This is a genomic window from Azospirillum sp. Marseille-Q6669 (genome assembly GCF_965111635.1).
Map to the genome: position 1 here is coordinate 62,233 of NZ_CBCOOP010000006.1, position 23,542 is coordinate 85,774.

The window sequence follows — 23,542 nt, forward strand, 5'->3', positions numbered from 1 at the left end:
ATGAAGCTCAACGAGATCCGCACCTTCGTCGCCGTGGCCGAAGCCCAGTCCGTGCAGGAGGCCGCGCACCGGCTGGGGCTGACCCAGTCCGCCGTCTCGCGCCTGATCCAGCGGCTGGAGGCGGAGCTTGGCGTGTCCCTGTTCGACCGCCAGACCAAGCCGCTGGCCCTGACCCGCGACGGCGAGATGGCGCTGGCCCACGCGCATCGGGTGCTGAAGGCGACGGACGAGCTGTCGGACGCCTTCGCCGGGGCCGCCCAGCCCCAGGGGCTGCTGCGGCTGGGGGTGGCCCATGTGCTGACGGCCATCGCCGCGCACCATCCGCTGGACCGGCTGCGCGCCGCCTTCCCCGGCCTGACCGTCCGCCTGCATTCGGACTGGAGCACGCCGCTGGTCGAGCAGGTCCGCAACGGCACGCTGGACGGCGCGCTGGTGCTGACTCACGACGCCCAGACGCCGCCGGACGACCTGGACGCCGTCTGCATCTCGCGCGAACCCGTGCGGGTCGTCGCGTCGGCCGAGCTGGCCGGGCAGCGGGACTGGACGCTGCCGGCGATGAACGCCGTGGGCTGGGTGCTTCAGCCCGACGGCTGCCAGTACCGGACCGCCATGGGCCGGGCGATGGCGCAGCACGGCCCGGCGCTGAACGTCACGGTGGAGGGATTCGACCAGTCGCTTCTGCTGTCGCTGGTCGCCCGCGGCGTCGGATTCGGGTTGGCCCCGCTGCGGCTGATCGCCCCGACCCTACACGCCGCCCAGGTGCGGCCGCTGGAGACCCCCGACTTCGCGCTGACCGTCGCGGTGTGGCTGCTGCGCGGCCGCTTCACCGGGCGCATCGGCCCCGTCTTCGACGTGCTGGAGGACAGCCTGCTGGACCTGCTGCCCCCGGCGGAAGAGGCGCCTTTGCCCCTGCCCTGCCATTCCGCAGCCGAATAACCTTCTTTCCCATTGTGAATTTGATGCACGCCCGGCGCACGCTTATCGTGTGACCCTGATGAGACGCGGGCCAGCGTTGCCGCACCGGCCACAGCCCGCGCCAAGGGAGGATAACTTGGACACCAGCAACCGGATGGGCGGGGCGCCTTCGCCCCGCTCCTGGCGGACGCCGGGATTCGTCATCGCCTGCGGCTGCCTGATCGCCATGCTGGCGTTCGGCCCGCGGTCCAGCATGGGCCTGTTCACCGCCCCCCTATCGGAGGCGCATGGCTGGGGCCGCGACGTCTTCGCCCTGTCGATCGCCATCCAGAATCTGGTCTGGGGCATCGGCACCCCCTTCGCTGGCGCTTTGTGCGACCGCTACGGCCCAGCGCTGGTGCTGGGGATCAGTGGCGTTCTCTACGCGCTGGGTCTGGCGCTGATGCCCTACGCCGACACGCCGCTGATGCTGCATCTCAGCTCCGGCCTGCTGATCGGGCTGGGTCTGGCCGGGGCGTCCTTCGGCATCGTCATCGCCGGCTTCAGCCGCATCGTCCCGCCGGAGAAGCGGAGCTGGTCGATGGGCGTCGCCACCGCCGCCGGTTCGATGGGCCAGTTCCTGTTCGCCCCCACCGGCCAGGCCTTCATCGCCGCCTATGGCTGGCAGACGGCGCTGATCCTGTTCGGCGCCTCGATGCTGATGATCCCGGTGCTTGCCTCCTCCTTCGCCGGGGCGGGCGGGTCGAAGAGCGCGCAAGCCGTCACCGGGGCCGACATCGGCTTCGCCGCGACGATCCGGCAGGCCTTCAAGCACCGCAGCTACGTGCTGCTGGTCACCGGCTTCTTCGTCTGCGGCTTCCAGCTCGCCTTCATCACCACGCACCTGCCGCCCTACCTGACCGCCGCCGGGATCAGCCCCGGCCTCGCCTCCTGGGCGATGGCGCTGATCGGGCTGTTCAACGTGGTCGGGTCCTACATGTCCGGCGTGCTGGGCGGGAAGATGAGCAAGCGCCTGCTGCTGTGCGCCAACTACACGCTGCGCGGCCTGTGCACGGCGATCTTCATCCTGCTGCCGGTCACCCCGGTTTCGGTGATCCTCTACGCCGCGGCGATGGGCCTGCTCTGGCTGTCCACGGTGCCGCCGACCTCCGGCCTCGTCGTTCTGATGTTCGGCACGCGCTATCTCGGCATGCTCTACGGCTTCGCCTTCCTCAGCCATCAGGTGGGCGGCTTCCTCGGCGTGTGGCTGGGCGGCGTGCTGTACGAGCGCGTCGGCTCCTACGACGTGGTGTGGTGGGCCAGCGTGGCCCTGGCGCTGGCCGCTGCGGTGGTCAACTGGCCGATCGCCGAGAAGCCCGCCCCTGCCCTGGCCGCGGAAGCGAAGGCCTGAGGCCATGACGGAACCGGCGACCTCCTCCTCTTCTAGCCCCGGCTTCGGTCACGGCTTCGCGCTGGCGCTCGGCGCGCTGGCGCTGGTCGTCTGGGCGGTGGTGACGGGGGTGGCGCTGACCCAGGCGGCGCTGAACGAGGAGGGCGGCGGCACGGTGCTCGCCGTCTTCCCGCCGGGCACCCCGACCGCCGAGGCCTTCACCGCGGTGGTCCGCGCCGGCGGCCAGCCGGTGCGCCAGACCTGGATCCCCTTTGCCTGGGTCGCCCGCAGCGACGGCAGCGGCTTCGTCGGGCGCCTGAAGGAGGAGGGGGCGGTTACCGCCTACGGCGAGCTGTCGGTCGGCCCGGCGCTGGGCGGCTGCGCGGTGGTCTCGCTGGACGACAAGCGTCCGGTCGGCTTCCAGTTCAAGTGACGTCACAAACCCGTCATCAAGCGGTAACGGGACCGCAGTTCGGGTATTGACAACCCCCGCAAGGAAGAGCAGGCTATCCCTCAGAGCAACACTGGTTGAGGTGAAGACGCGGTGGACACCGCATCAAGTTGGCAAAAAAGCCAACTTCTCATCACAGCAAATGTTCCCGTAGCCAGGAGGGTGTGATTGTCATGAGTCCACCTGCGCTTACTTGAGGAAGCCGACCTGTTCGGCCACACATTTCTGAACATTGCCGTTGAGACGGCTCAACCATTGCGGATGTCCTGGCACAGCCGCTGAAACCCCCGCCCCCCGCGCGGGGGTTTCGCTTTTTCGGCCCCACGCCGCACGCCATGTCCTTGGGTATCCATTTTCGTGAAGGCCCAAAGAAAAACCCCTCCCCCGCGGTGGCGGGAGAGGGGCGAAGGCTTCGTGTCGCTTCAAACGGGTCCGCAGACCCGGGAGTCAATGCACCGGCCGATCAGTACATGTGCTGGCCGCCGTTGATCGACAGGGTCGAGCCGGTGATGAAGCCGGCGTCGTCGCCGACCAAGAACAGCACGCCGCGGGCGATCTCCTCGGCCTTGCCGAGACGGCCGACCGGGATGCGGGCGACGATCTTCTCCAGCACGTTGGGCGGCACCGCGCGCACCATGTCGGTGTCGATGTAGCCCGGCGCGATGGCGTTGACGGTGACGCCCTTGGCCGCACCCTCCTGGGCCAGCGCCTTGGTGAAGCCGTGGATGCCCGACTTGGCGGCGGCGTAGTTCACCTGACCGTACTGGCCGGCCTGGCCGTTCACCGAGCCGATGTTGACGATGCGGCCGAAGCCGCGCTCGCGCATGCCGTCGATGACGTTGCGGCAGAGGTTGAAGCAGGAGGTGAGGTTCGTCGCGATGACGTCGTTCCACTGCTGCGGGGTCATGCGGTGGATCACGCCGTCGCGGGTGATGCCCGCGTTGTTGACCACCACATCCACCGGCCCGAGTTCGGCGGTGATCTTCGCGATGCCATCCTTCACGGCGTCGAAGTCCGACACGTCGAACTTGTAGACCGCGATGCCCGTGCGGGCCGAGAATTCCTTCGCCTTTTCATCGTTGCCGGCGTAGTTGGCGGCGACGACATAGCCGGCGTTCTTCAACGCGACGGAGATGGCTTCGCCGATACCGCGCGTTCCGCCCGTGACGACTGCAACTCGAGCCATTGGCTCCTCCCCCAAAGCTTGATGTTGGATTCTTTATCGGTTTCTGTAGGCACACATACGAAACGGGCCGCACCCCGGAGGGAACGGCCCGCTTTTCATCAGCCCCGCTCGACGGTGAGGGCGATGCCCATGCCGCCGCCGATGCACAAGGTGGCGAGGCCCTTCTTGGCGTCGCGCTTCTGCATCTCATAGAGCAGGGTGGTCAGGACGCGGGCGCCGGACGCGCCGACCGGGTGGCCGAGCGCGATGGCGCCGCCGTTGACGTTGACCTTGGAGGTGTCCCAGCCAAGGTCCTTGTTGACGGCCAGGGCCTGCGCGGCGAAGGCCTCGTTTGCCTCGATCAGGTCCAGGTCCTCATGCTTCCAGCCGGCCTTCTCCAGCGCGAGGCGGGAAGCCGGGATCGGGCCGGTGCCCATGATCGCCGGATCGACGCCGGCGGTCGCCCAGGAGACGATGCGGGCCAGCGGGGTCAGGCCGCGCTTGGCCGCGTTCTCGGCGGTCATCAGGACGAGCGCGGCGGCGCCGTCGTTGATGCCCGACGCGTTGCCGGCGGTCACCGTGCCCTCCTTGGAAAAGGCCGGGCGCAGCTTGGCCAGCGATTCCGCGGTGGTGCCGTGCTTCGGATACTCGTCGTCGGCGACGATGATGTCGCCCTTGCGGCCCTTGATGGTGACCGGGATGATCTCGTCCTTGAAGCGGCCGGACTTCTGGGCGGCCTCGGCCTTCTGCTGCGAGGCGGCGGCGAAGGCGTCCTGCTCGTCGCGGGTCAGCTGCCACTTCTGGGCGACGTTCTCGGCCGTCGTGCCCATGTGGTAGCCCTTGAAGGCGTCCATCAGGCCGTCCTTCAGCATGGTGTCGAGCATCTCGGCGGCGCCCATCTTCACGCCGTTGCGCAGATGCATGACGTGCGGGGCCTGGCTCATGCTCTCCTGGCCGCCGACGACCATGACCTCGGCGTCGCCGTTGCGGATCGCCTGGTAGCCGAGCGCCACCGAGCGCAGGCCCGAACCGCAGAGCTGGTTGATGCCGAAGGCGGTGGCGGAGGCCGGGATGCCGGCGTTGACGGCGGCCTGGCGGGCCGGGTTCTGGCCCTGACCGGCGGTCAGGATCTGGCCCAGGATGACCTCGGTCACCTCCGCGGCATCGGTCTTGGCGCGGCTCAGCGCTTCGCGGATGGCGATCTCACCCAGATAATGGGCCGGTACGGCGCTGAGCGCCCCGTTGAAGCTGCCGATGGGAGTACGCGCTGCGCTGGCGATCACAACCTCGGTCATGTTGACGCTCCTCAGATTTTGTCAGTTTTATTATCGTGTCAGTGGGCCGCACGGAGTGGGAAAAACCTTATGCGCGGATTTCCCGCAATGCAAGACACCTGACTGGCTGCGGTTATCCTGCCGCACTAAGCCATTCGGCCAGGGGACGCCAGACGCCTGTTTCGGCACCGGCGCTGACCACCATGCCAATATGACCGAGCGGCGGCCTGATCATTTGCGCGCTGCCGATTGATCTTGCCAAGGCCACCGCGGACGCGGGCGGAACGATGCGGTCGCGCTCCGGGATCAGCGCCAGGACCGGCATGCTCAACCGCTCCGGCTCCACCGGCTGGCCGGCGACCAGCCATTCGCCGCGCGCCGTGTCGTTGCGACCGTACCAGCCGGCCAGCGTGTCGCGGGCCACTCCGGCGACCAGAGGCACCCCGTCGTTCAACCAGTCCTCCAGCGACACGAAGGCGAGCGCGGCGCGGCTGTCCGGCTCCATGCGGGCGAACTGCGAGAACTTCTTCAGCGCCAGCAGCGGGTCGAGCTGGGCGAACAGCCCCTGCAGCACGTCCACCGGCAGTTCCCCCCAGGCGTCCAGCAGCGGGCCGAAGGGCTGGAAAAAGCTCGCGGCGCGGCGGGCCATGCCCGCGTCCTCGGCGTGGAAGTCCCAAGGCGTGGCGAGCAGGCCGAGCGCCGCGACCTCCTTGGGGCGGCGCTGCGCCAGCGCGGTGGCGAGCAGCCCGCCCATGCAGTAGCCGACCACCGGAACCGGACGCCCCACCGCCTCCACCACCGCGGCGAGCGCCCGCTCCAGCCGCCCGGCGATGTAGTCGGTCAGGCTGTAGCGCCGCTCCAGCGGGCCGGGCGTGCCCCAGTCGATCAGGAAGGGGCGCAGCCCCTGCGCGGCCAGCCAGCGCATCAGGCTTTTGCGCGCCGACAGGTCGAGGATGTAATGGCGATTGACCAGCGACGGCACGAACAGGACCGGCGCGCCCGTCGCCGGGCCGAGTGCGCCGTAGTCGAGAAGACGGGACGTCCCCTCCGTCCACAGCACGGGCGGATCGGGCAAATCGCGGCGGTAGGGGTGGCGGCGGTAGCGCTCGATTCCCGTCAAGGCGAGGTCCAGCTGGCGGCGGACCTCCCGGTCAACCGCCTGGGCGAACGCGTCCGCGTCGGTTGCGGCGATCCGCCGGCGCAGGTCCTCCGCCCGCTCCTGCAGATGCGGCTTCCATGGCAGCGAGCCGTTCCTCAAGTGTGGCAATGCGGCGGAGGAGCTGAGCAGTGTCGCCGCCACCGTCGCCAGATGCAGCGCCAGCGGCCGCGGCCCCAGCCTTGGGGTGGGCCGCAGAGCGGGTTGCGGGGGGATCGTGGCGTTGTCCCCGGTCACGCGGCTCTCCCTCGGAGGACGGCTGGGACCCGGCAGGCTGGGATGGGGGCGGCATCGGATTCCAGCCGGTGCCCGGCGGGCTGGCGTAGGCGAAACCGCCCGGCCCCAGGACGAAGGGCGCCATCGCCGCGGCGCCCTGCGCCATCATCTGGAACAGGCGGGCGGCGGCATCGGCCATCTCGGGATCGGCGGCGCAGGCCGCCCATTGTTCCTGCCACAGGTCGAGGTACCGTTGCGCGAGCGTTTCCAGGGACGGGATGTCGGATTCGGACGATTCGGCCATGGCGAGGAGTATATGAGGGAGGCGGTGCCCTTGACCAGAGCCGCGAAGGACCGATCGAAAATGCCGCAAATCCCGAATTATCGGGGGGACGCCCATCTGGGGTCGCAGCGCTGCGGCACAGCACTGGACAGGGTGCATTCCTTCGAGTAGTCCTTATATCTGGAACATTCTCGCCGCACGACCCTTCTTGAAAGAAACAGCGATGGCCGACAAGGAAGACCAGAAGTCCGCGACGATCACGATCAAGAAGTACGCCAACCGGCGGCTCTACAACACGGCGACCAGCAGCTACGTGACGCTCGACCATCTCTGTCAGATGGTCAAGGACGGGCTCGACTTTGTGGTCTATGACGCGAAGACCGGAGAGGACATTACCCGCTCCGTCCTGACGCAGATCATCGTGGAGGAGGAGAGCAAGGGCCAGAACCTGCTGCCGATCAGCTTCCTGCGCCAGCTCATCGGCTTCTACGGCGACAACATGCAGTGGATGGTGCCGCGCTACCTCGAATATTCGATGCAGTCCTTCTCGCGCAACCAGGAGCAGATGCGCGACTATTTCCAGAACACGCTGGGCGGCATGTTCCCCTTCGGCCGGCTGGAAGAGGTCGGCAAGCAGAACATGGCGATGTTCGAACGGGCCATGCGCATGTTCTCGCCCTTCGGCGGCGCCGAGGACGGGCAGCCCGGCGAGCACCCCGCCGCCCCGCCCCGCCCGGCGGCCCCCGGTCCGTCCGCCGTTCCGCCCAACGGCGCGGCCGCAGCGGCCAGCCACACCTATGAAGAGCTTCAGAAGCAGATCGACGACCTGCAGAAGCAGATCGCCAGCATCGCCAAGCCGGCCCGCCCGGCGAAGCCCGAAGGCAAGTGAGCGGCGGCGCCGCCAATCGCATCGACGGCCATCGCGTTCACGGTGTTGCAGCGCAGGGCGGGGAAAGTTCCCCGCCCTTTTCTGTTTTTTTGGCACCAGCGGCACGCCCGGCTGTTTGTCCAACGGAACGGTCCAGAGGAGGAACGCCATGAAGACCGAGCTGCAGATGTCGATGGAACTGGAGGTTGCGGACGCCCAGGACGCCCAACGGTTCGAAGAAAAGCTGCGCGGCTGGCTGCGCCACCAGAGTCAGGTGGTGTCGGTGTCCGCCACCCACAGCGGCGTCGGCAACGACGTCGCGTGGCGGGACGCCCGCCGGGCGGCGTTCGGCTCGCCGTTGCCCAATCCCTTCGCGCCGGGCCGCGGCCGCTGAGGACTGCCGGTTGATCGCCGCCGAAGCGCCCGCCCTGCGCCCCGCTGGAACAGGGCGGGCTCCTTCCACCCCGTGAAAGCCCGTCAGCCGCGGAAGATGTGCGGCACCATCGCCGCGTCGGGGCCGACCCGCGGGTCCGCCGATTCACGGACCGACATGCCCAGGCACTTGTCCCCGATGATCCAGCAGTGCAGGAGCGCGTGGACGCCCTCCTCCTCGAAGATCGGCGGGGTTTCCAGCCAGACCCGCCCCCCCGGATACTCTGCGCCGCCGGTGTCCGAGACGATGCGGCCGTGCGCCGTCATGCGCTGGGCCGCGTCGTCCAGCCCGAACAGGCTGCGCTCGGTCACCGCGTCGCAGCCCGCCAGTTCCTCGGGGTCGAGCGCGGCGCGGCACAGGTTCGGGTGGCGCGGGTAGAGCGACCACAGCGTCGCCAGAAGCCCGTGGTTCGACATCGGCCAGCACCACAGCGGGGACAGCATGCTCATGCCGCCCATGCGCAGCTTCTGCAGGAAGGCGTCGTCGGCCAGCCCCTGCCAGGGGTAGATCTTCGCCAGCCAGGAGGCCGCCCGCCCCTCGTCGTCGATGAAGCGCTGGCCGTCCCAGCCCAGGCTCTGCAGCGGCAGCAGATGCGTGGCGATCCCGGCCTCCGCCGCGGTGGCGGCCAGATAGACCAGCTCGCTCTCGCGCATCGGGTCGGGGGTGGCACAGGCCAGATGGACGAGCCCACGGCCCGGCATGCCCGCCGCCAGCTCCTCCCAGCGCTCCACCAGCCCCTCGTGCAAACCGTTGAACTGATTGGCATCGCCCATCAGGGCCTCGCGCCAGTTGCGCTGGATGATCGAGGCGGCGAACAGGCCTTCCGGGGTGTCGTAGTTGCAGGCCAGCAGCTTGACCGAATCGCGCCCGTCATAGGCCAGCGTCAGCCGCCCGATCAGCCCGCCGGCCCGCTCGTTCAGGCGCCCCGCGGCCCAATAGTCGTTCCAGGAGGCTTCGAGCAGCCGCGCCACGCCGCCGCGGACCCCCAGCCGGGCCAGCGCCCGCCCGTCCACCGTCGCGCGCAGCGCCTCGCGCAGCATGGTGTGCAGCTCGTCGGCGACGCTTTCGATCAGGTCGATCTGATGGGCGGAGAACTCGTACCGCACATCCTCGCGCCAGAAGGCGCCGGCGCTCATGGCGCGGACGCCGTAGGGGTATTTGCGGAGCCCCGGACGCCAATCCGCACGGGGTTTCATGACTGCTCTGCGCATCGTGTGCTTACCGGGCCGCCGGATTCAATCCATGGTTTTGCCCCGCTGCGGCGCGCCGCTTGCGGCCGTCCGGGATTCGGTGGGGGCGGATCATTGCGGCGCAAACGCGCCAACACAAGCGCCTTGCGCGCCCGTCCCTCCGTTTTTCCACGCTTCCCCTCTCGGATCTCACAGGCCGGGTGGGAACGCTTGTCAGTACGTGCGGCCGGCCAGCCAAGCCGTAATGGCGCTCTCCATCGCCCCGGCGGTCGGATCGCCGTGCTCCGGGCCGGTTCCCACCATGGGAAGCCCGGCCGCGACGGCGATGTCCTCCGCCGGGGCGCCGGTCCCGACGAACAGGTCGCAGCGCCGCAGCAGGGCGCACAGCCCGTCGAAACCCAGCCGCCCGACCGCGTTCACGCAGGCGCCCCCCGCCTCCCCGGCGATGCGCGCCGCGGCTCCCCTGGCGGCCTCCTCGCCGACCAGGATCATGGCGGTGTCGCCGCGCGCGGCAAGGCGGCGGCACAGCTCCGACAGGCTGCCGGTGCCGACGGACGCGGACAGGCCGACCGCGCAGCGCCAGCGCGCCGGAACGCCCTCGGCCAGAAGCGCGACGGCGGCCCGCTCGCCGGCAGGGGAGGTCCAGACCTCCGTGGCGGGGTCAGGCTCCCCGGCGGTCAGCGCCCCCAGCAGGCCGGCGGGAGCCGGCGCGACGTGGGTCAGGAAGGCGTCGGCGTAATAGCCGCGCACCGGCCGGCCGACCCTGCAACCGAGGCGGAGCAGCGCCCCCGTATCCTGCATCAGGCGGTTGGCGAAGCTGGCGTCCTCACCCCGGCCGGGATTGATCGTGAGATCGAACGCGCCGCTGAACTGCTGGCCGATCTCCTGGCGCACGGCGGTCACCAGCGCGTCGTCGGGCGCCCGTCCCTTCAGCGGCGGCAGGTTGACCCGCTGGTTGACGTAGGGGCAGAGGGCGAGCACCGCCTCCGCGTCCGATGTCGCGAAGACGGTGATTCGAGCCCGCGGCAAGGCCCGCCGCAACTCCCGCAGGAAGCCGGACGCCCGCAGCACCGCACCCAAACCGTCCAGCAGGAACACGCCGACGCTTCGGATCAGGTCGGTCGGGAACGGCGGCGGTTCGCCAGGGACGAGCGTGCGGCGGCGAACGGCGGGGCCTGAGCCCCGCAGCAGCGCCACCGCCGGAGCGGTCGAAGCGCCCCGCGCCGGCGGTACGAAGCCCCAGGCTCCGTCGGCGTCCGGGCGCGCCAGCGGCTCCACCATGGCGTGCTCGGCGCGGGCGACGGTCGCCGCGTCGGTCACCCAGGGGAAGAAATCGCGCAGCGGAAGGGTGCCGCTGCCGACCGCTCGACCCGCCGTCTGCAGGGCGTCCCACCGCTCGACCGCGCCGTCGTAGCCGTAATAGATTTCCTTGAACGCGACCTGCTCCCGCGTCGCGTAGGCGAAATGCTGGAAGACCAGCCCGCCCGCCGCCGTCTCCTCGTGCAGGAAGGGGTTGGTCGCGCCGAGATCGACGGCGGCGCCATCGGCTTGCGGGCGCATCAGCCGGGGCGGGACGTGTGAGTGCCAGAAATCCCCCGGCCGGTACCGCCATGTGCGCAGCCATTCGTAGGCGCGGTAATTGCCGTACTGGTCCAGCCGGTCGAGGACCAAGGATGGGCCGACGAAGAAGTGGCAGAGGTACAGCGCCGCCGTGCGCGACGGCGAATCGAGGAACATCCGGCGCGCCCGGGTGATCTGCTCCGCCGTCCAAAGCTCGTCCGCATCGACCTGCCAGAGCAGGCATTCCTCCGTCATGGCGGCAAGCGGCGCGGTCACCATCTCCACCTTGCCCTGCCAGAACATGCCGGGCGGCTTGCGGTAGACCGACACGCGCCCGGGCTCCTCCGCGGCGATGCGGTCGAGATACGCCGACGTCCCGTCGCTGCTGCGGCCGTCGCGGTGAAGGTCCTGCGGAACGCGCCCACCCCGCTGCGCGCACCAGGAGGAGTCGCGGACCTGCTCCGCCACCCCTTCCACGACGTGCCAATGCCAGGGAAAGGGAAGTTGGCGGAAAACCTCCAGGTGGTAGCGGATGAAGGGATCGCCGTTCAGCACGATGGTCAGGAAATGAACCGGTAGCATGCCCGCAACCCCGTCCTTCGCCCGTTGATCCGGCCTCGCGCAGTCCGCCGGACCTTGTCGGTTCCGCGGGAGCGGTGTCAAGGAAGCCGTGCGACTCCCCCGATGGGTCGCCATCCCCCTCTTGACGGCGGGGGACCCCGCCCCTACCCTGGCGCCGGTTATGGTTCCCCGCGCCCTCCGGTCGCGGGGCTAAGAGGGAAGCCGGTGCGTCGCCCCGATCGGGGGGAAACGGCAAATCCGGCGCTGCCCCCGCAACTGTGAGCGGTGAGCGGCCTCGTCCTTTCCGTGTCACTGGCGCCGCCTGCGGGAACGGGCGCCGGGAAGGCCGGACGATGCCGCCTTGACCCGCAAGCCAGGAGACCTGCCGTAACCGAACGTACGTCCTCGGGCGGGGTGCCCCGGTGGTCGCTTGCCGATGTCCGGCCTAAAGGCCGCCCGTCTTCCGCAAGCCGTCCCTCCGGTGCGCCCATCCAAGGGGACCAAGGGGGTTGCGATGCCGGTGCCTGCCAGCAACGACGCCCTCCCAACGCATGGCAGACTCGGAAAGGGCATAGAGCATGCACATCGAACCCGGCGTCGTGGACGGCGCCAAGATCGCTCTCAGCTACGCGACGGCCGCCGGCGGCTTCGCGATGGCCGGCAAGCTGGCGCGCGACGACGTCCGCAACAACGGCGGGGTCGCGCCGCTGGTGCTGCGCAGCCTGATCGCCACCGCGCTGGTCTTCAGCTTCTTCGAGGTGTTCCCGCACCACCCCGTGGGCGTGTCGGAGGTTCACCTGATCCTCGGTTCGACGCTGCTCCTGATGTTCGGAGCCGGTGCGGCCTCCATCGGCCTCGCCGCCGGCCTGCTGATCCAGGGCCTGTTCTTCGCGCCGTTCGACCTGCCGCAGTACGGCATGAACGTCACCACGCTGCTGGTCCCGCTGTGGGGCATCAGCCTGCTGGCGAAGCGGATCGTTCCGGACGCCACCCCCTATGTCGACCTGAAGTACTCGCAGGCGCTCGCCCTCTCCACCGCCTACCAGGGCGGCATCGTCGCCTGGGTGGCCTTCTGGGCCTTCTACGGACACGGCTTCACCGCCGAGACCATGACGGAGGTCGCCTCCTTCGGCGCCGCCTACATGACCGTCATCATTGTCGAGCCGCTGGCCGACCTCGCCGTGCTGGCTGTCGCCAAGGCGCTGCGCCGCCAGAGCCAGGGCCCGCTGTTCAACGTCCGCCTGCACCAGGGCGCCTGATCGGGCCACTGGACCAGACGGTTCGCAGGAAGGGCGGCGGGGACATCCCCGCCGCCCTTTTCCGTTTTAGGTCAGGCTGGCCGCTCAGATCACCAGTTCGCCCTTGCGGATCGCCGCGTAGCGGCGGTTCACCGCGCCCCAGTCGACGACGTTCCACCAGGCCGCCAGATAGTCGGCGCGCCGATTCTGGTACTTCAGGTAATAGGCGTGCTCCCACACGTCGTTGCCCATCAGCACGGGCACCCCCTCCATGGCCGGCGAATCCTGGTTCGGGCGGGCGGCGATGGCGAGTTTGCCCGACGACGGGTCGGCGGTGACGAAGACCCAGCCGCTGCCGAACTGCCCGGCCCCCGCCGTGTTGAAGCGGGTCTTGAAGTCGTCGAAGCTGCCGAAGTCGCGCGCGATGGCCGCTCCGACCTCGCCGTCTGGGGCACCGCCCGCCTTCGGCCCCATGATGCTCCAGAACATGCTGTGGTTGGCGTGCCCGCCACCGTTGTTGCGCACCGCGGTGCGGATGCTTTCCGGCAGTTCCGGGACGCGCTTCAGCAGGTCGGCCAGCGGCATCGCCTGAAGGTCGCCGTGGTTGGCGAGCGCCTTGTTGAGGTTGTCGACATAAGCCTGATGGTGCTTGCCGTGATGCACGCTCATGGTCGTCGCGTCGATGTGCGGTTCCAGCGCGGCGGGCGCGTAGGGCAGCGGCGGCAGCGTGAATCCCTTGCCGCCCGGTGTCTGGCCCCCTGTTGTTTGGGTCCCTGTTGTTTGGGCCAGGACGAAGCGCGGCGCCACGGCCAGCACCAGCGCGGCGGCTCCGGCGGAGAGCAGCAATTGGCGGCGATCCAGGCGAACGGACATGAGACCTCCCATTGTGTGTTTCGTGCCGAACAGCGGGGAAGCGACAGCCTCAGTGCGCCCCGCGCCTCACTCAACAGGGCAATGGGCGTACTCACTCGGTACCGGCGGACCGCACACCGCCCGTTTCCTACAAGCGGACCTTTCCAGCCAGTCCGGCGGACGCCGAGAGGGCCATGCCCATCGCCACGGTCCGCCAGCGCCCCAGGCGGAATCGGGACGGGGCCGCCACCGGCTTCCGGACCGGTGCGACCGGTGCGACCGGTGCGGTTCCCATTGCCTCATGGATCTTACGGGCGCGGCGCTCCCGAAGCAGCAGGCGCATCACCTCCTCCTCCGTGACGAGACGCCCGGCCTTGGCCGAGGCGAGGCTGGCGGTGTCCTGGAGAGCGGCGACCTGCGCCAGAGTGCCGGTCAGCCCCTTGGCCGCGGCGGTTTCCAGCGCTTCGCGATGAATGGCGAGGATGAACGGCTTCAGCCCGCGGTCGGGCGATCCGTGCGGCAATGTCGGCATGGCGGAATGGCTCCGGGGATTCGTTCGATCGGGTAAACCATCATCCAACCGATAACCCCGCGGCGGCAAAGACCCCTACGGATTAGTCCGCCCCCCTCCGCTCGGGGAAGCCGACGCAGAACGGCGGGTGCCGAAGCCCAAAGGCCCCGGCACCCGCCGTTTCGTATCGCGTGTATGCGTCCTCAGCCGAACCAGCCGGCGACGTTGCCGGTCTGGCCGAGGATGGTGATGCGGTTGCCTCCGCCGACGTCGAGGGTGGTGTTGCCGCCCTCCACCCGCGCCGAGCGGATCACCGCGCCGAGGTCCATGCTGGCGTCGTAGAGCGCCAGACGGTCCACACCCGCCTGGAAGTCCATCACCACCGATCCGCCCGACGCCCGCCCGAAGGCGAAGACGTCCGCCCCGGCGCCACCCCACAGCGTGTCCGCACCGCCGTCGGCGAACAGCACGTCGTTGCCCGACCCGCCGTTCAGCAGGTCGTTGCCCGCCCCGCCGAACAGCGTGTCGTTGCCGTCCTCGCCGAACAGCGTGTCGTCGCCGCCGTCGCCGCTGGCCAGGTCGTCGCCCGCGCCGAGACCGATCAGGTCGCGCCCCGCCCCGCCCAGCGCCACGTCGTTGCCAGCCCCGCCGCTGATCGTGTCGTCGCCCGCGTCGCCGATCAGGAAGTCGTTGCCAGCCCCGCCGAACAGCAGGTCGTTGCCCGCCCCGCCGGACAGCGTGTCCTCGCCCTCCTCGCCGGTCAGCGTGTCGTCGCCGTCCTCGCCGAACAGGATGTCGCGGCCCGTCCCGCCGAACAGCGCGTCGTTGCCGACGCCGCCGCCGACCAGGTCGTTGCCCTCGCCGCCGAACAGCCAGTCGTCGCCCTCGCCGCCCATCACCACGTCGTCGCCGTCGTCGCCGTACAGCGTGTCGTTGCCGCCGGCGCTGGCGATCGTGTCGTTGCCGCCGCCGCCGTGCAGGATGTCGTCGCCGGCCCCCAGGTACATGTACTGCTGGTGGTCGTCGCCGTAGACGATCTGCTCGCCGTCGCCGCCGACCAGCGTGGCGTTGCCGACCACCGCCGCGAATTCGACGTTGTCGAGCTGGATGGTCACCGGACCCGCCGCCGCCGAGGTGTTGAGCACCACCGCGGTCGGCGCCGTGCTGGCGACCCCGGTGCCGCCCAGCGTGTTGCCGGTCACCTTGGTCTGCACCGCCTGGCCGGCGGTCGCACCCGGCGTGCTGAAGTCGATGGCGCGCACCAGGAGCTGGGCCTGGGCGGAAAGCACCGAGAGGAAGCCGTCGCCGCCGCCGGTCAGGTTGCCGCGCGAGGCCGTGCCGGCGTCGGTGCGCGCCTCGATGGCGGCGATCAGACCGGTCAGCCCGGTCTGCGCCTCCGCGGCGGTCTGCCGCTCGGCGCTGCCGCTGGTGGTGACGGCCACGCCGTTGGAGACGCTGACCGTCAGGGTGGTGACGGTGGACACCGCACCGGTCTGCCGGTCGACCACCTGCTCGCGCACCACCGGCACGTCGGCGAGGTCGGCGTTGGCGGTGCTGGTGTCTTCCACGCGGTTGCTGTTGGTCGCCGCGATGGTCACGGTGGTGACGCGCTTGCCGTCGCTGCCGGTGATGATCGAGCCGTTGACGGTGGCGCCGTCCACGGTGGCCGTCGGCGGCGGGGCGACCGGGGCGGGCTTCTCCGCGGTGGCGGTGAGCTTCTGCGTCGCCGCGGTGAAGGGCGGCGAGGCGTTGCCCGCCGGGTCGGTCAGGCCGAGGGTCAGGGTGAGCGTGCCGTCGCCCAGGCCGGAGAGGTCCAGCCCGGTCACCCGCATGGTCGGACCGCTCATCACGCCGCTGCCGGTGACCTGGCCGCCGCCGGTCGAGGTGATCGTCCAGGTGAAGCTGGTCCCGGCCTCGCCGCCGCTGATGGTGAAGGCGGTGCTGGACTGCTCGATGGCGTCGATGCTGTCGTCCTCGAACAGCACGGTGGCCGTCGGCGGGGTGGTGTCGACGGTCAGCGACTGCGTGCCAGGGATCGAGGTGTTGCCCGCCGCGTCGGTGGCGGTGGCCGAGACGGGGTTGGCGCCGTTGGCGTTGAGGCTCAGCGTGCCGGTGACCGGTGTGGCCGTGGCGAGGTCGAGGCTCCAGGCGCCGCCGTTCGTGGCGGTGGTGGTGTAGGTGGCGCCGCCCACCGTGACGGTGACGGTGCTGCCGGCCTCGGCCGAACCGGTGAGGGGCGGGGTGGTGCTGTTGCTCAGCGCCGTGGTGACGGTCGGCGCATCGGGCAGCGTGGTGTCGATGGTCAGCGATTGGGTGCCCGGCGCCGAGACATTGCCCGAGGCATCGGTCGCCGTGGCCGAGACCGGGTTGGCGCCGTTGGCGTTCAGGCTCAGCGAACCGGCGGTCGGCGTCGCCGTGGCGAGGTCGATGGACCAGTTCCCGCCGGTCGCGGTGGTGGTGTAGGTGGCGCCGCCCACCGTGACCGTCACCGTCGCCCCGGCTTCGGCCGTGCCGGTGAGGGTCGGGGTGGTGCTGTTGCTCAGCGCCGTGGCGACGGTCGGCGCATCGGGCAGCGTGGTGTCGATGGTCAGCGATTGGGTGCCCGGCGCCGAGACGTTGCCCGCGGCATCGGTGGCGGTGGCCGAGACGGGATTGGCGCCGCTGGCGTTGAGGTTCAACGAGCCAGCGGTCGGCGTCGCGGTAGCGAGGTTGATGGACCAGTTTCCACCCGTCGCGGTGGTGGTGTAGGTCGCCCCACCCACCATGACGGTGACGGTGCTGCCAGCCTCCGCCGTGCCCGCAACAGTCGGGGTCGTGCTGTTGCTCAGCGCCGCACTGGTCACCGCCGGAGCATTGGGCGCCGTGGTGTCGATGGTCAGCGACTGCGTGCCAGGATCGAGGTGTTGCCCGCAGCATCGGTGGCGGTGGCCGAGACGGGATTGGCACCGTTCGGGTTGAGGCTGAGCGAGCCGATGGTTGGCGTCGCCGTGGCGAGGTCGATGGACCAACGCCCACCCGTCGCCGTCGTGGTGTAGGTAGCGCCGCCCACCGTGACGGTGACGGTGCTGCCGGCCTCGGCCAAGCCGGTGAGGGTCGGCGTCGTGCTGTTGCTCAGCACCGTGGTGACGTTCGGAGCGTCCGGCGCTGTCGTGTCGATGGTCAGCGACTGCGTGCCCGGCGCCGAGACATTGCCCGAGGCATCGGTCGCCGTCGCAGAGATCGGGTTGGCGCCGTTGGCGTTGAGGCTGAGCGAGCCGATGGTTGGCGTCGCCGTGGCGAGGTCGATGGACCAACGCCCACCCGTCGCCGTCGTGGTGTAGGTAGCGCCGCCCACCGTGACGGTGACGGTGCTGCCGGCCTCGGCCAAGCCGGTGAGGGTCGGCGTCGTGCTGTTGCTCAGCGCGGCGCTGGTCACCGCCGGAGCGCTAGGCAGCGTGGTGTCGATGGTCAACGATTGGGTGCCGGCGGACGACGTGTTGCCCGCCGCGTCGGTGGCGGTGGCAGAGACGGCGTTCGTGCCATTGGCGTTGAGGTTCAACGAACCGGTTACCGGCGTCGCGGTGGCAAGGTCGATGGACCAGTTTCCGCCGGTCGCCATGGCGGTGTATTTCGCCCCACCGACGGTGACGGTGACGATGCTGCCGGCTTCCGCCGTGCCGGTCAGGGTCGGCGTCGTGCTGTTGGTCAGCGTCGCCGAGGTCACCGAGGGCGCGGTGGGCGCGGTGGTGTCGACAGTCAGCGTCTGCGTCCCCGCCGACGACACGTTGCCGGCGGCATCGCGCGCCGTGACCGAGACGGGGTTGGCGCCGTTGGCGTTGAGGCCCAGCGTGCCCGAGGCCGGAGTGGCCGAGGACAGGTCCACGCTCCAGGCGCCGGATCCCGACGCGGCCGTGGTGTAGGTGGCGCCGCCCACCGTGACGGTGACCGTGCTGTCCGCTTCGGCCGTGCCGGCGATCACCGGAGTGGTGCTTTTGGTCAGGGCCGCCGAGGTCACCGAGGGCGCGTTCGGCGCGGTGGTGTCGATGGTCAGCGTCTGCGTCCCCGCCGATGACACGTTGCCTGCGGCGTCGCGCGCCGTGACGGAAACGGCATTGGTCCCGTTGGCGTTGAGGCCCAGCGTGCCCGAGGCCGGGGTGGCCGTGGCGAGGTTGACGCTCCAGGCGCCGGTTCCCGCAGCCGCCGTGGTGGTGTAGGTCGCCCCGCCGACCGTGACGGTGACCGTGCTGTCCGCTTCGGCCGTGCCGGCGATCACCGGAGTGGCGTTGTTGCTCAGGGCTGCCGAGGTCACCGAGGGCGCGTTCGGCGCGGTGGTGTCGATGGTCAGCGTCTGCGTTCCCGCCGACGACACGTTGCCCGCGGCGTCGCGCGCCGCGACGGACACGGCGTTGGTCCCGTTGGCGTTGAGCCCCAGCGTGCCCGAGGCCGGGGTGGCCGTGGACAGATCCACACTCCAGGCGCCGGTTCCCGCAGCCGCCGTGGTGGTGTAGGTCGCCCCGCCGACCGTGACGGTGACCGTGCTGTCCGCTTCGGCCGTGCCGGCGATCACCGGAGTGGCGCTGTTGCTCAGGGCCGCCGAGGTCACCGAGGGCGCGTTCGGGGCGGTGGTGTCGATGGTCAGCGTCTGCGTCCCCGCCGAGGAGACGTTGCCGGCACCGTCGTGCGCCGTGACGGACACGGCGTTGGTCCCGTTGGCGTTGAGCCCCAGCGTGCCCGAGGCCGGGGTGGCCGTGGCGAGGTTGACGCTCCAGGCGCCGGTTCCCGACGCGGCGGTCGTGTAGGTGGCGCCGCCGACCGTGACGGTGATCGTGCTGTTCGCCTCCGCCGTGCCGCTGATGGTCGGCTTCACGGCTTTGGTCAGGGCGGCGCTGGTCACCGCCGGGGCGTTCGGGGCGGTGGTGTCGATGGTCAGCGTCTGCGTCCCCGCCGACGAGACGTTGCCCGCGGCGTCGGTCGCCGTGACGGACACGGGGTTGGTGCCGTTGGCGTTCAGGCTCAGCGTGCCCGAGGCCGGGGTGGCCGAGGACAGGTTGACGCTCCAGGCGCCGGTCCCCGACGCGGCCGTGGTTGTGTAGGTCGCCCCACCCACCGTGACGGTGACCGTGCTGTTCGCCTCCGCCGTGCCGGTGAGGGTCGGCGTCGTGCTGTTGGTCAGCGCCGCCGAGGTCACCGCCGGAGCGTTCGGCGCCGTCGTGTCGATGGTCAGGGTGAAAGCGGTGGATGCCTGGGAGGTGCTTCCCTCGCGGGTGGCCGTCGCGGTCAGGGTGTGGCTACCCTGTGCGAGGGTGCCGGTCGGTGTGATGGTCCACTGCCCGTTGACCGCGGTGGCGGTGCCGATCGCCGTGGCGCCCCGGTACAGCACCACCGTGGCTCCGGACGCGGCGGAGCCGGTGATGACGGGAGTCGTGCTGTTGGTGATCCGGTCGCCGGCCACGCCGCTGTCGGACGCGGCGGCAAGGCCAAGGCTGCTTGGCGCGCCGGGCGGCGGGGGCGCCTGCAGGTAGACGACCATGTTGCCGCCATTCCCGATCACGAGGTCGAGGTCGCCATCACCGTCGATGTCCAGGAGGGTTGGCCGAACCTGATAGTTGTGGGATTTGAGGCCGAACGGGTTGGTGCCGACCAGCGTGAAGCTGGGCGCCGCCGTCGTTCCGACGTTGCGGAAGACCACATCGTCCCCGTTGTTGTTTCCGATGATGGCATCGAGGTCGCCGTCACCGTCGATGTCCGCGAAGACCGGCCGGACTTCGCCGCCGATGTTCGCAAGGCCCAGCGGATTGTTGCCGGCCAGCGTGAAGCTGGGCGCTGCCGTTGTCCCGACGTTGCGGTAGAAGTTGACGTTGCCGTACATGCCGCCGACGAAGAGATCGAGGTCGCCGTCGCCGTCGATGTCCACAAACGTCGGAGCTGCATAATTGTTCTGGCCGATGCCGAACGGGTTGGTGCCGACCAGCGTGAAGCTGGGCGCTGCCGTCGTTCCGACGTTGCGATAAAAGATCGTGTTGCCGTAGGCGTTGCCGATGAAGACGTCGAGGTCGCCGTCGCCGTCGATGTCGGCGACGGTGGGCACGGCGTAGGAATAGGAGCCGACGTTCCCGAGGCCGAAGGGGTTGGTGCCTTCCAGCGTGAAGCTGGGCGTCGTCGCCGTCCCGACGTTGCGATAGAGGATCGAGTCGCCGCTCTGGATGCCGACCAGCATGTCCAGGTCGCCGTCGCCGTCGATGTCGGCAAAGGTCGGCGTGGCACCCGCCCCGGCGTTGGCGAGACCGAACGGGTTGGTGCCCAGAAGGTTGAAATAGGGGTCGGTCTGGTTGCTCACCGGCTGGCTGGTCAGCGTGGCGGTGTCGTTGCCCGCGACGTCCCGCGCCGGCGCCGTCTGCGGTGGGGTGTAGTCCACCGTCACCGTGTCGGTGCGCAGGACCGCGTATTCCAGGGTCAGGGTGACGACCGAACCGGTGATGGCGACGTTGGTCACGCCCACCGTCGCGCCGCCCGCCTTCACCGTGAAGGCTGAGGCCGCAGGCTTGGACATCAGGTCCAGCGCCTCGGAGTAGCTCAGCGTCAGGACGGCGCCGTTCACCGTCGCCGAGGACAGGACCGGCAGCGTTGTGTCGATGGTGACGACCAAGGTCTTGGACGGTGCCGAGGTGCCGTCGCTGTTCCGGGTCTTCGCGGTCAGGGTCCGCGCGCCGTCGGCCAGCGGGGTGGCCGGCGTGATGGTCCACAGCCCGTCGCTACCGGCGGTGGTGGTCCCCAGCGCCGTCGCCCCGTCGTACAGCACCACCGTCAGCCCGGCCAGCGCCGTGCCGGTGATCGTCGGGGTCGCGTCGCCGGTGAGCCGGTCGCCGGCCACGCCGAAATCCGACCCGGGGTCGAGGGTCAGCCCTTCCGGCGCGTCGGGCGGCGGCACCTGCCGCGACACGATCAGGTCGCCGTCCGCGTTGCCGGTCAGCGCGTCGAGGTCACCGTCGCCATCGATGTCGGCGAACACCGGCGTCGCCCGGTTCCCGACGTCCTCGAGCCCAAAGGGGTTGGTGCCGACCAGCGTGAAGCTGGGGTTGTCGCTGTAGCCGACGTTGCGGTAGACGATCGTGTTGCCGTCCGGGGTGCCGATCAGCGCGTCGAGATCGCCGTCGCCGTCGACATCCACGAAGGACGGCATGGCGCCGCCGGTCACGCTGCCCAGCCCCAAGGGATTGGTGCCTCCCAGCGTGAAGGTGGGCGCCGCCGAGGTGCCGGCGTTCCAATAGAGAACCAGGTTGCCGGCGCCGTTGCCGATCAGGACGTCGAGGTCGCCGTCGCCGTCGATGTCCGCGAAGGTGGGCGCCGCGGCGGTGCCGACCCCGCCGAGGCCGAAGGGATTGGTGCCGACCAGCGTGAAGCTGGGCGCCGTCCGGGTGCCGACGTTGCGGTAGACGACGATGCCGCCGTTCTGGTTGCCGATCAGCGCGTCGAGATCGCCGTCGCCGTCGATGTCCGCGAAGCTGGTCGAGGCGTTCGTGCCGACGCGGCCCAGGCCGAAGGGGTTGGTGCCGGCCAGCGTGAAGGTCGGGTTCGTCCGGGTGCCGATGTTGCGGTAATAGAGCGTATCGCCGGCGGCGTTGCCCACCAGCACGTCGAGGTCGCCGTCGCCGTCCAGATCGGCGACCGCCGGCCGGGCGTAGCTGCCGCTGTCGCCCAGCCCCAGCGGGTTGGTGGAGGGCGGCAGAAAGTTCGGATCGCCCGGCGTGTTGTTGACCACCGCCCGCCCGGTCAGCGCGCCGGCGCTGTTGCCGGCGGCGTCTTGGACCGGGTTCGACGAGGGCGGCGTGTAGTCCACCGTCACCGTCTTGTAGCGGACGACCTCCTTGGCGAGGATCACGTTGACCGTCGAGCCGCTGACGTAAAGGCTGCTGATCTCGACCGCGACGCCGTTCACCTTCACCGTGAAGGCGGACTTGTCCAAGGCGACGCTGAACATCGCCTCCGAGTAGGTCAGCGTCAGCGCGGTCCCGTTCACCGCCGCCGACACCAGCGTCGGAGCGGACAGGTCGATGGTCACGACCAGCGCGCCGGAGGCGGAGGAGGTGCCGCCGTTCTGGCTGGTCTTGGCGGTCAGCGTGTGGGCGCCGGCGCCCAACGTGCCCGTCGGGGTGATCGTCCACTGCCCACCACTGCCCGCCGTCGCGGTCCCGATGGCGGTGGACCCGTCATACAGCACCACGGTCGAACCGGCGACCGCCGTGCCGGTGATGGCCGGTCGGGTGTTGTTGGTGATGCGGTCGCCCCGCACGCCGCTGTCCGTATCCCAGCCCAGCGTCAGCCCGGTCGGCGGAGCGACGGGGGCCGGGCCGTTCCAGTAGGCGACGATCCTCCCCCCCTGCTCGCCGACGATCGCGTCGAGGTCGCCGTCGCCGTCGAGGTCAACGAAGACCGGCCGGGCGTAGCTGCCGCTGTCGGCGAGGCCGAAGGGGTTGGTGCCGACCAGCGTGAAGTTCGGGTTCGTCCGGCTGCCGATGTTGCGGTAAACGACCGTGTCGCCGGCGTTGGTGCCGATGATGGCGTCGAGATCGCCGTCGCCGTCGATGTCCGCGAAGGTCGGCGAGGACATGTTGATGCTCTCGCTGCCGACCTTTCCGAGGCCGAAGGCGTTGACGCCGACCAGTGAGAAGCTGGGCGCCGTCCGGGTGCCGACGTTGCGGTAGACGTACAGGTCGCCGCTGCCGCTGCCGATGATGGCGTCGAGATCGCCGTCGCCGTCGATGTCGGCGAAGGTCGGCTTCGCGTAGAAGCCGGTGCTGCTGAGGCCGAAGGGGTTCGTGCCGGCCAGCACGTAGCTGGGGGCGGTCGCCGTGCCGACGTTGCGGAAATAGAACAGGTAGCCGCGCCCGGTGAGCGGGGAACCGTTGGTGCTGTTCGCGGAATCGCTGCCGATCAGCAGATCGAGGTCGCCGTCGCCATCGAGGTCGGCGAAGGCCGGCGACGACCAGCCGCCGACGTTGCTCAGGCCGAAGGGGTTCGTGCCGGCGTGGGTGAAGGACGGCCAGTCGATCGTCCCGACGTTCCGGTATAGCGTGATGCCGCCATTCACATCGCCGATCAGGGCGTCGAGATCGCCGTCGCCGTCGATGTCGACGAACACCGGGGTGGCCTGTCCCGCCACGCCGGAGGGGCCGACTTTTCCGATGCCGAACAGAGCGGTGCCAAGCAGCGTGAAGTTCGGATCGGCCATGGTCGTGTTTCCCCTCGGTTAGGACGGTCAGGATGTGCGAGGGCTCTCCGAGCGGCGGAGGCCACGGTCAGTGTTCAAAGTCTGGAGTTCTGGGGTGCTGGGAACGGGTCCGTTCCGCTTATGCCGCCGGGCTCCGGCGCAACAAGAGCGCAGTCTTCAAAGTAAAACTGAACGGATTACGAGTCAGGTTCTTTAAAAAACACGGCTTCATTTCACTTATTCTCTGATCTTCGTAGAGAATTATGCCAAACCCGCGACTTTCAGCTGCATGGCGCACACCAAAAGTGGCGGT

General features: G+C 69.8%; 15 protein-coding genes and 1 riboswitch. Of the genes, 6 read left to right on the forward strand and 9 right to left on the reverse strand.

What is annotated here, in order from left to right:
- From ACWPXE_RS28880 to ACWPXE_RS28890, 3 genes are all read left to right on the forward strand, one after another.
- Nucleotides 1-936: a LysR family transcriptional regulator gene (locus tag ACWPXE_RS28880; RefSeq protein WP_454020586.1), complete on the forward strand. Its 936-nt coding sequence runs from the start codon at nt 1-3 to the stop codon at nt 934-936.
- Between the two features lie 115 nt (nt 937-1,051).
- Nucleotides 1,052-2,305, forward strand: a complete 1,254-nt coding sequence (locus ACWPXE_RS28885) for an MFS transporter (protein WP_454020587.1) — start codon at nt 1,052-1,054, stop codon at nt 2,303-2,305.
- A gap of 4 nt (nt 2,306-2,309) precedes the next feature.
- The gene (locus tag ACWPXE_RS28890; RefSeq protein ID WP_454020588.1) at nt 2,310-2,717 is read left to right on the forward strand and encodes a hypothetical protein; all 408 of its coding nucleotides are present in this window, start codon (nt 2,310-2,312) and stop codon (nt 2,715-2,717) included.
- Between the two features lie 481 nt (nt 2,718-3,198).
- On the opposite strand, the gene phbB is transcribed toward ACWPXE_RS28890, so the two are convergent.
- From phbB to ACWPXE_RS28905, 3 genes are all read right to left on the reverse strand, one after another.
- Nucleotides 3,199-3,921: an acetoacetyl-CoA reductase gene (phbB, locus tag ACWPXE_RS28895; protein ID WP_119510469.1), complete on the reverse strand. Its 723-nt coding sequence runs from the start codon at nt 3,919-3,921 to the stop codon at nt 3,199-3,201.
- Nucleotides 3,922-4,019: 98 nt separating this feature from the next.
- Nucleotides 4,020-5,195 carry an acetyl-CoA C-acetyltransferase gene (locus ACWPXE_RS28900; protein ID WP_454020589.1) on the reverse strand — a complete coding sequence of 392 codons (1,176 nt, stop codon included), beginning with the start codon at nt 5,193-5,195 and terminating at the stop codon, nt 4,020-4,022.
- 112 nt (nt 5,196-5,307) lie between these two features.
- Nucleotides 5,308-6,567, reverse strand: a complete 1,260-nt coding sequence (locus ACWPXE_RS28905) for an alpha/beta fold hydrolase (RefSeq protein ID WP_454020590.1) — start codon at nt 6,565-6,567, stop codon at nt 5,308-5,310.
- A 485-nt stretch (nt 6,568-7,052) separates the two neighbouring features.
- On the opposite strand from ACWPXE_RS28905, the gene phaR reads away from it, so the two are divergent.
- Together phaR and ACWPXE_RS28915 are read left to right on the forward strand one after the other, a co-directional pair.
- A complete protein-coding gene (gene phaR, locus ACWPXE_RS28910; protein ID WP_109139309.1) occupies nt 7,053-7,718 on the forward strand; it encodes a polyhydroxyalkanoate synthesis repressor PhaR in 666 nt (221 codons plus the stop codon).
- A gap of 148 nt (nt 7,719-7,866) precedes the next feature.
- Nucleotides 7,867-8,091, forward strand: coding sequence for a hypothetical protein (locus tag ACWPXE_RS28915; RefSeq protein ID WP_014199802.1), 225 nt, complete (start codon nt 7,867-7,869; stop codon nt 8,089-8,091).
- A gap of 83 nt (nt 8,092-8,174) precedes the next feature.
- Here ACWPXE_RS28915 and ACWPXE_RS28920 read toward each other — a convergent pair whose 3' ends face one another.
- Both ACWPXE_RS28920 and ACWPXE_RS28925 read right to left on the reverse strand, forming a co-directional pair.
- Entirely contained in the window at nt 8,175-9,326 is a 1,152-nt protein-coding gene (locus ACWPXE_RS28920) for a glutathionylspermidine synthase family protein (RefSeq protein WP_454020591.1), read from the reverse strand.
- Nucleotides 9,327-9,533: 207 nt separating this feature from the next.
- Nucleotides 9,534-11,462, reverse strand: coding sequence for a hypothetical protein (locus ACWPXE_RS28925; RefSeq protein ID WP_454020592.1), 1,929 nt, complete (start codon nt 11,460-11,462; stop codon nt 9,534-9,536).
- Between the two features lie 144 nt (nt 11,463-11,606).
- Nucleotides 11,607-11,845: riboswitch (cobalamin riboswitch) on the forward strand.
- A gap of 174 nt (nt 11,846-12,019) precedes the next feature.
- On the opposite strand from ACWPXE_RS28925, the gene ACWPXE_RS28930 reads away from it, so the two are divergent.
- A complete protein-coding gene (locus ACWPXE_RS28930; RefSeq protein WP_454020593.1) occupies nt 12,020-12,700 on the forward strand; it encodes an energy-coupling factor ABC transporter permease in 681 nt (226 codons plus the stop codon).
- An 84-nt stretch (nt 12,701-12,784) separates the two neighbouring features.
- Here ACWPXE_RS28930 and ACWPXE_RS28935 read toward each other — a convergent pair whose 3' ends face one another.
- From ACWPXE_RS28935 to ACWPXE_RS28950, 4 genes are all read right to left on the reverse strand, one after another.
- Nucleotides 12,785-13,552 carry a superoxide dismutase gene (locus tag ACWPXE_RS28935; protein ID WP_237908041.1) on the reverse strand — a complete coding sequence of 256 codons (768 nt, stop codon included), beginning with the start codon at nt 13,550-13,552 and terminating at the stop codon, nt 12,785-12,787.
- 127 nt (nt 13,553-13,679) lie between these two features.
- Nucleotides 13,680-14,063, reverse strand: a complete 384-nt coding sequence (locus ACWPXE_RS28940) for a hypothetical protein (protein WP_454020594.1) — start codon at nt 14,061-14,063, stop codon at nt 13,680-13,682.
- A 182-nt stretch (nt 14,064-14,245) separates the two neighbouring features.
- A complete protein-coding gene (locus ACWPXE_RS28945; RefSeq protein ID WP_454020595.1) occupies nt 14,246-16,885 on the reverse strand; it encodes an Ig-like domain-containing protein in 2,640 nt (879 codons plus the stop codon).
- 32 nt (nt 16,886-16,917) lie between these two features.
- Nucleotides 16,918-23,250 (reverse strand): Ig-like domain-containing protein, encoded by a 6,333-nt coding sequence (locus ACWPXE_RS28950; protein WP_454020596.1) that lies wholly within the window; start codon nt 23,248-23,250, stop codon nt 16,918-16,920.
- Nucleotides 23,251-23,542: the final 292 nt, after the last annotated feature.

What these genes read in the sequence shown, in the direction of transcription:
- ACWPXE_RS28880 (WP_454020586.1), top strand. Translation starts at nt 1, where the DNA reads ATGAAGCTCAACGAGATCCGCACCTTCGTCGCCGTGGCCGAAGCCCAG.
- ACWPXE_RS28890 (WP_454020588.1), top strand. Translation starts at nt 2,310, where the DNA reads ATGACGGAACCGGCGACCTCCTCCTCTTCTAGCCCCGGCTTCGGTCAC.
- phbB (WP_119510469.1), bottom strand. Translation starts at nt 3,921, where the DNA reads ATGGCTCGAGTTGCAGTCGTCACGGGCGGAACGCGCGGTATCGGCGAA.
- ACWPXE_RS28900 (WP_454020589.1), bottom strand. Translation starts at nt 5,195, where the DNA reads ATGACCGAGGTTGTGATCGCCAGCGCAGCGCGTACTCCCATCGGCAGC.
- phaR (WP_109139309.1), top strand. Translation starts at nt 7,053, where the DNA reads ATGGCCGACAAGGAAGACCAGAAGTCCGCGACGATCACGATCAAGAAG.
- ACWPXE_RS28915 (WP_014199802.1), top strand. Translation starts at nt 7,867, where the DNA reads ATGAAGACCGAGCTGCAGATGTCGATGGAACTGGAGGTTGCGGACGCC.
- ACWPXE_RS28920 (WP_454020591.1), bottom strand. Translation starts at nt 9,326, where the DNA reads ATGAAACCCCGTGCGGATTGGCGTCCGGGGCTCCGCAAATACCCCTAC.
- ACWPXE_RS28925 (WP_454020592.1), bottom strand. Translation starts at nt 11,462, where the DNA reads ATGCTACCGGTTCATTTCCTGACCATCGTGCTGAACGGCGATCCCTTC.
- ACWPXE_RS28930 (WP_454020593.1), top strand. Translation starts at nt 12,020, where the DNA reads ATGCACATCGAACCCGGCGTCGTGGACGGCGCCAAGATCGCTCTCAGC.
- ACWPXE_RS28935 (WP_237908041.1), bottom strand. Translation starts at nt 13,552, where the DNA reads ATGTCCGTTCGCCTGGATCGCCGCCAATTGCTGCTCTCCGCCGGAGCC.
- ACWPXE_RS28940 (WP_454020594.1), bottom strand. Translation starts at nt 14,063, where the DNA reads ATGCCGACATTGCCGCACGGATCGCCCGACCGCGGGCTGAAGCCGTTC.
- ACWPXE_RS28950 (WP_454020596.1), bottom strand. Translation starts at nt 23,250, where the DNA reads ATGGCCGATCCGAACTTCACGCTGCTTGGCACCGCTCTGTTCGGCATC.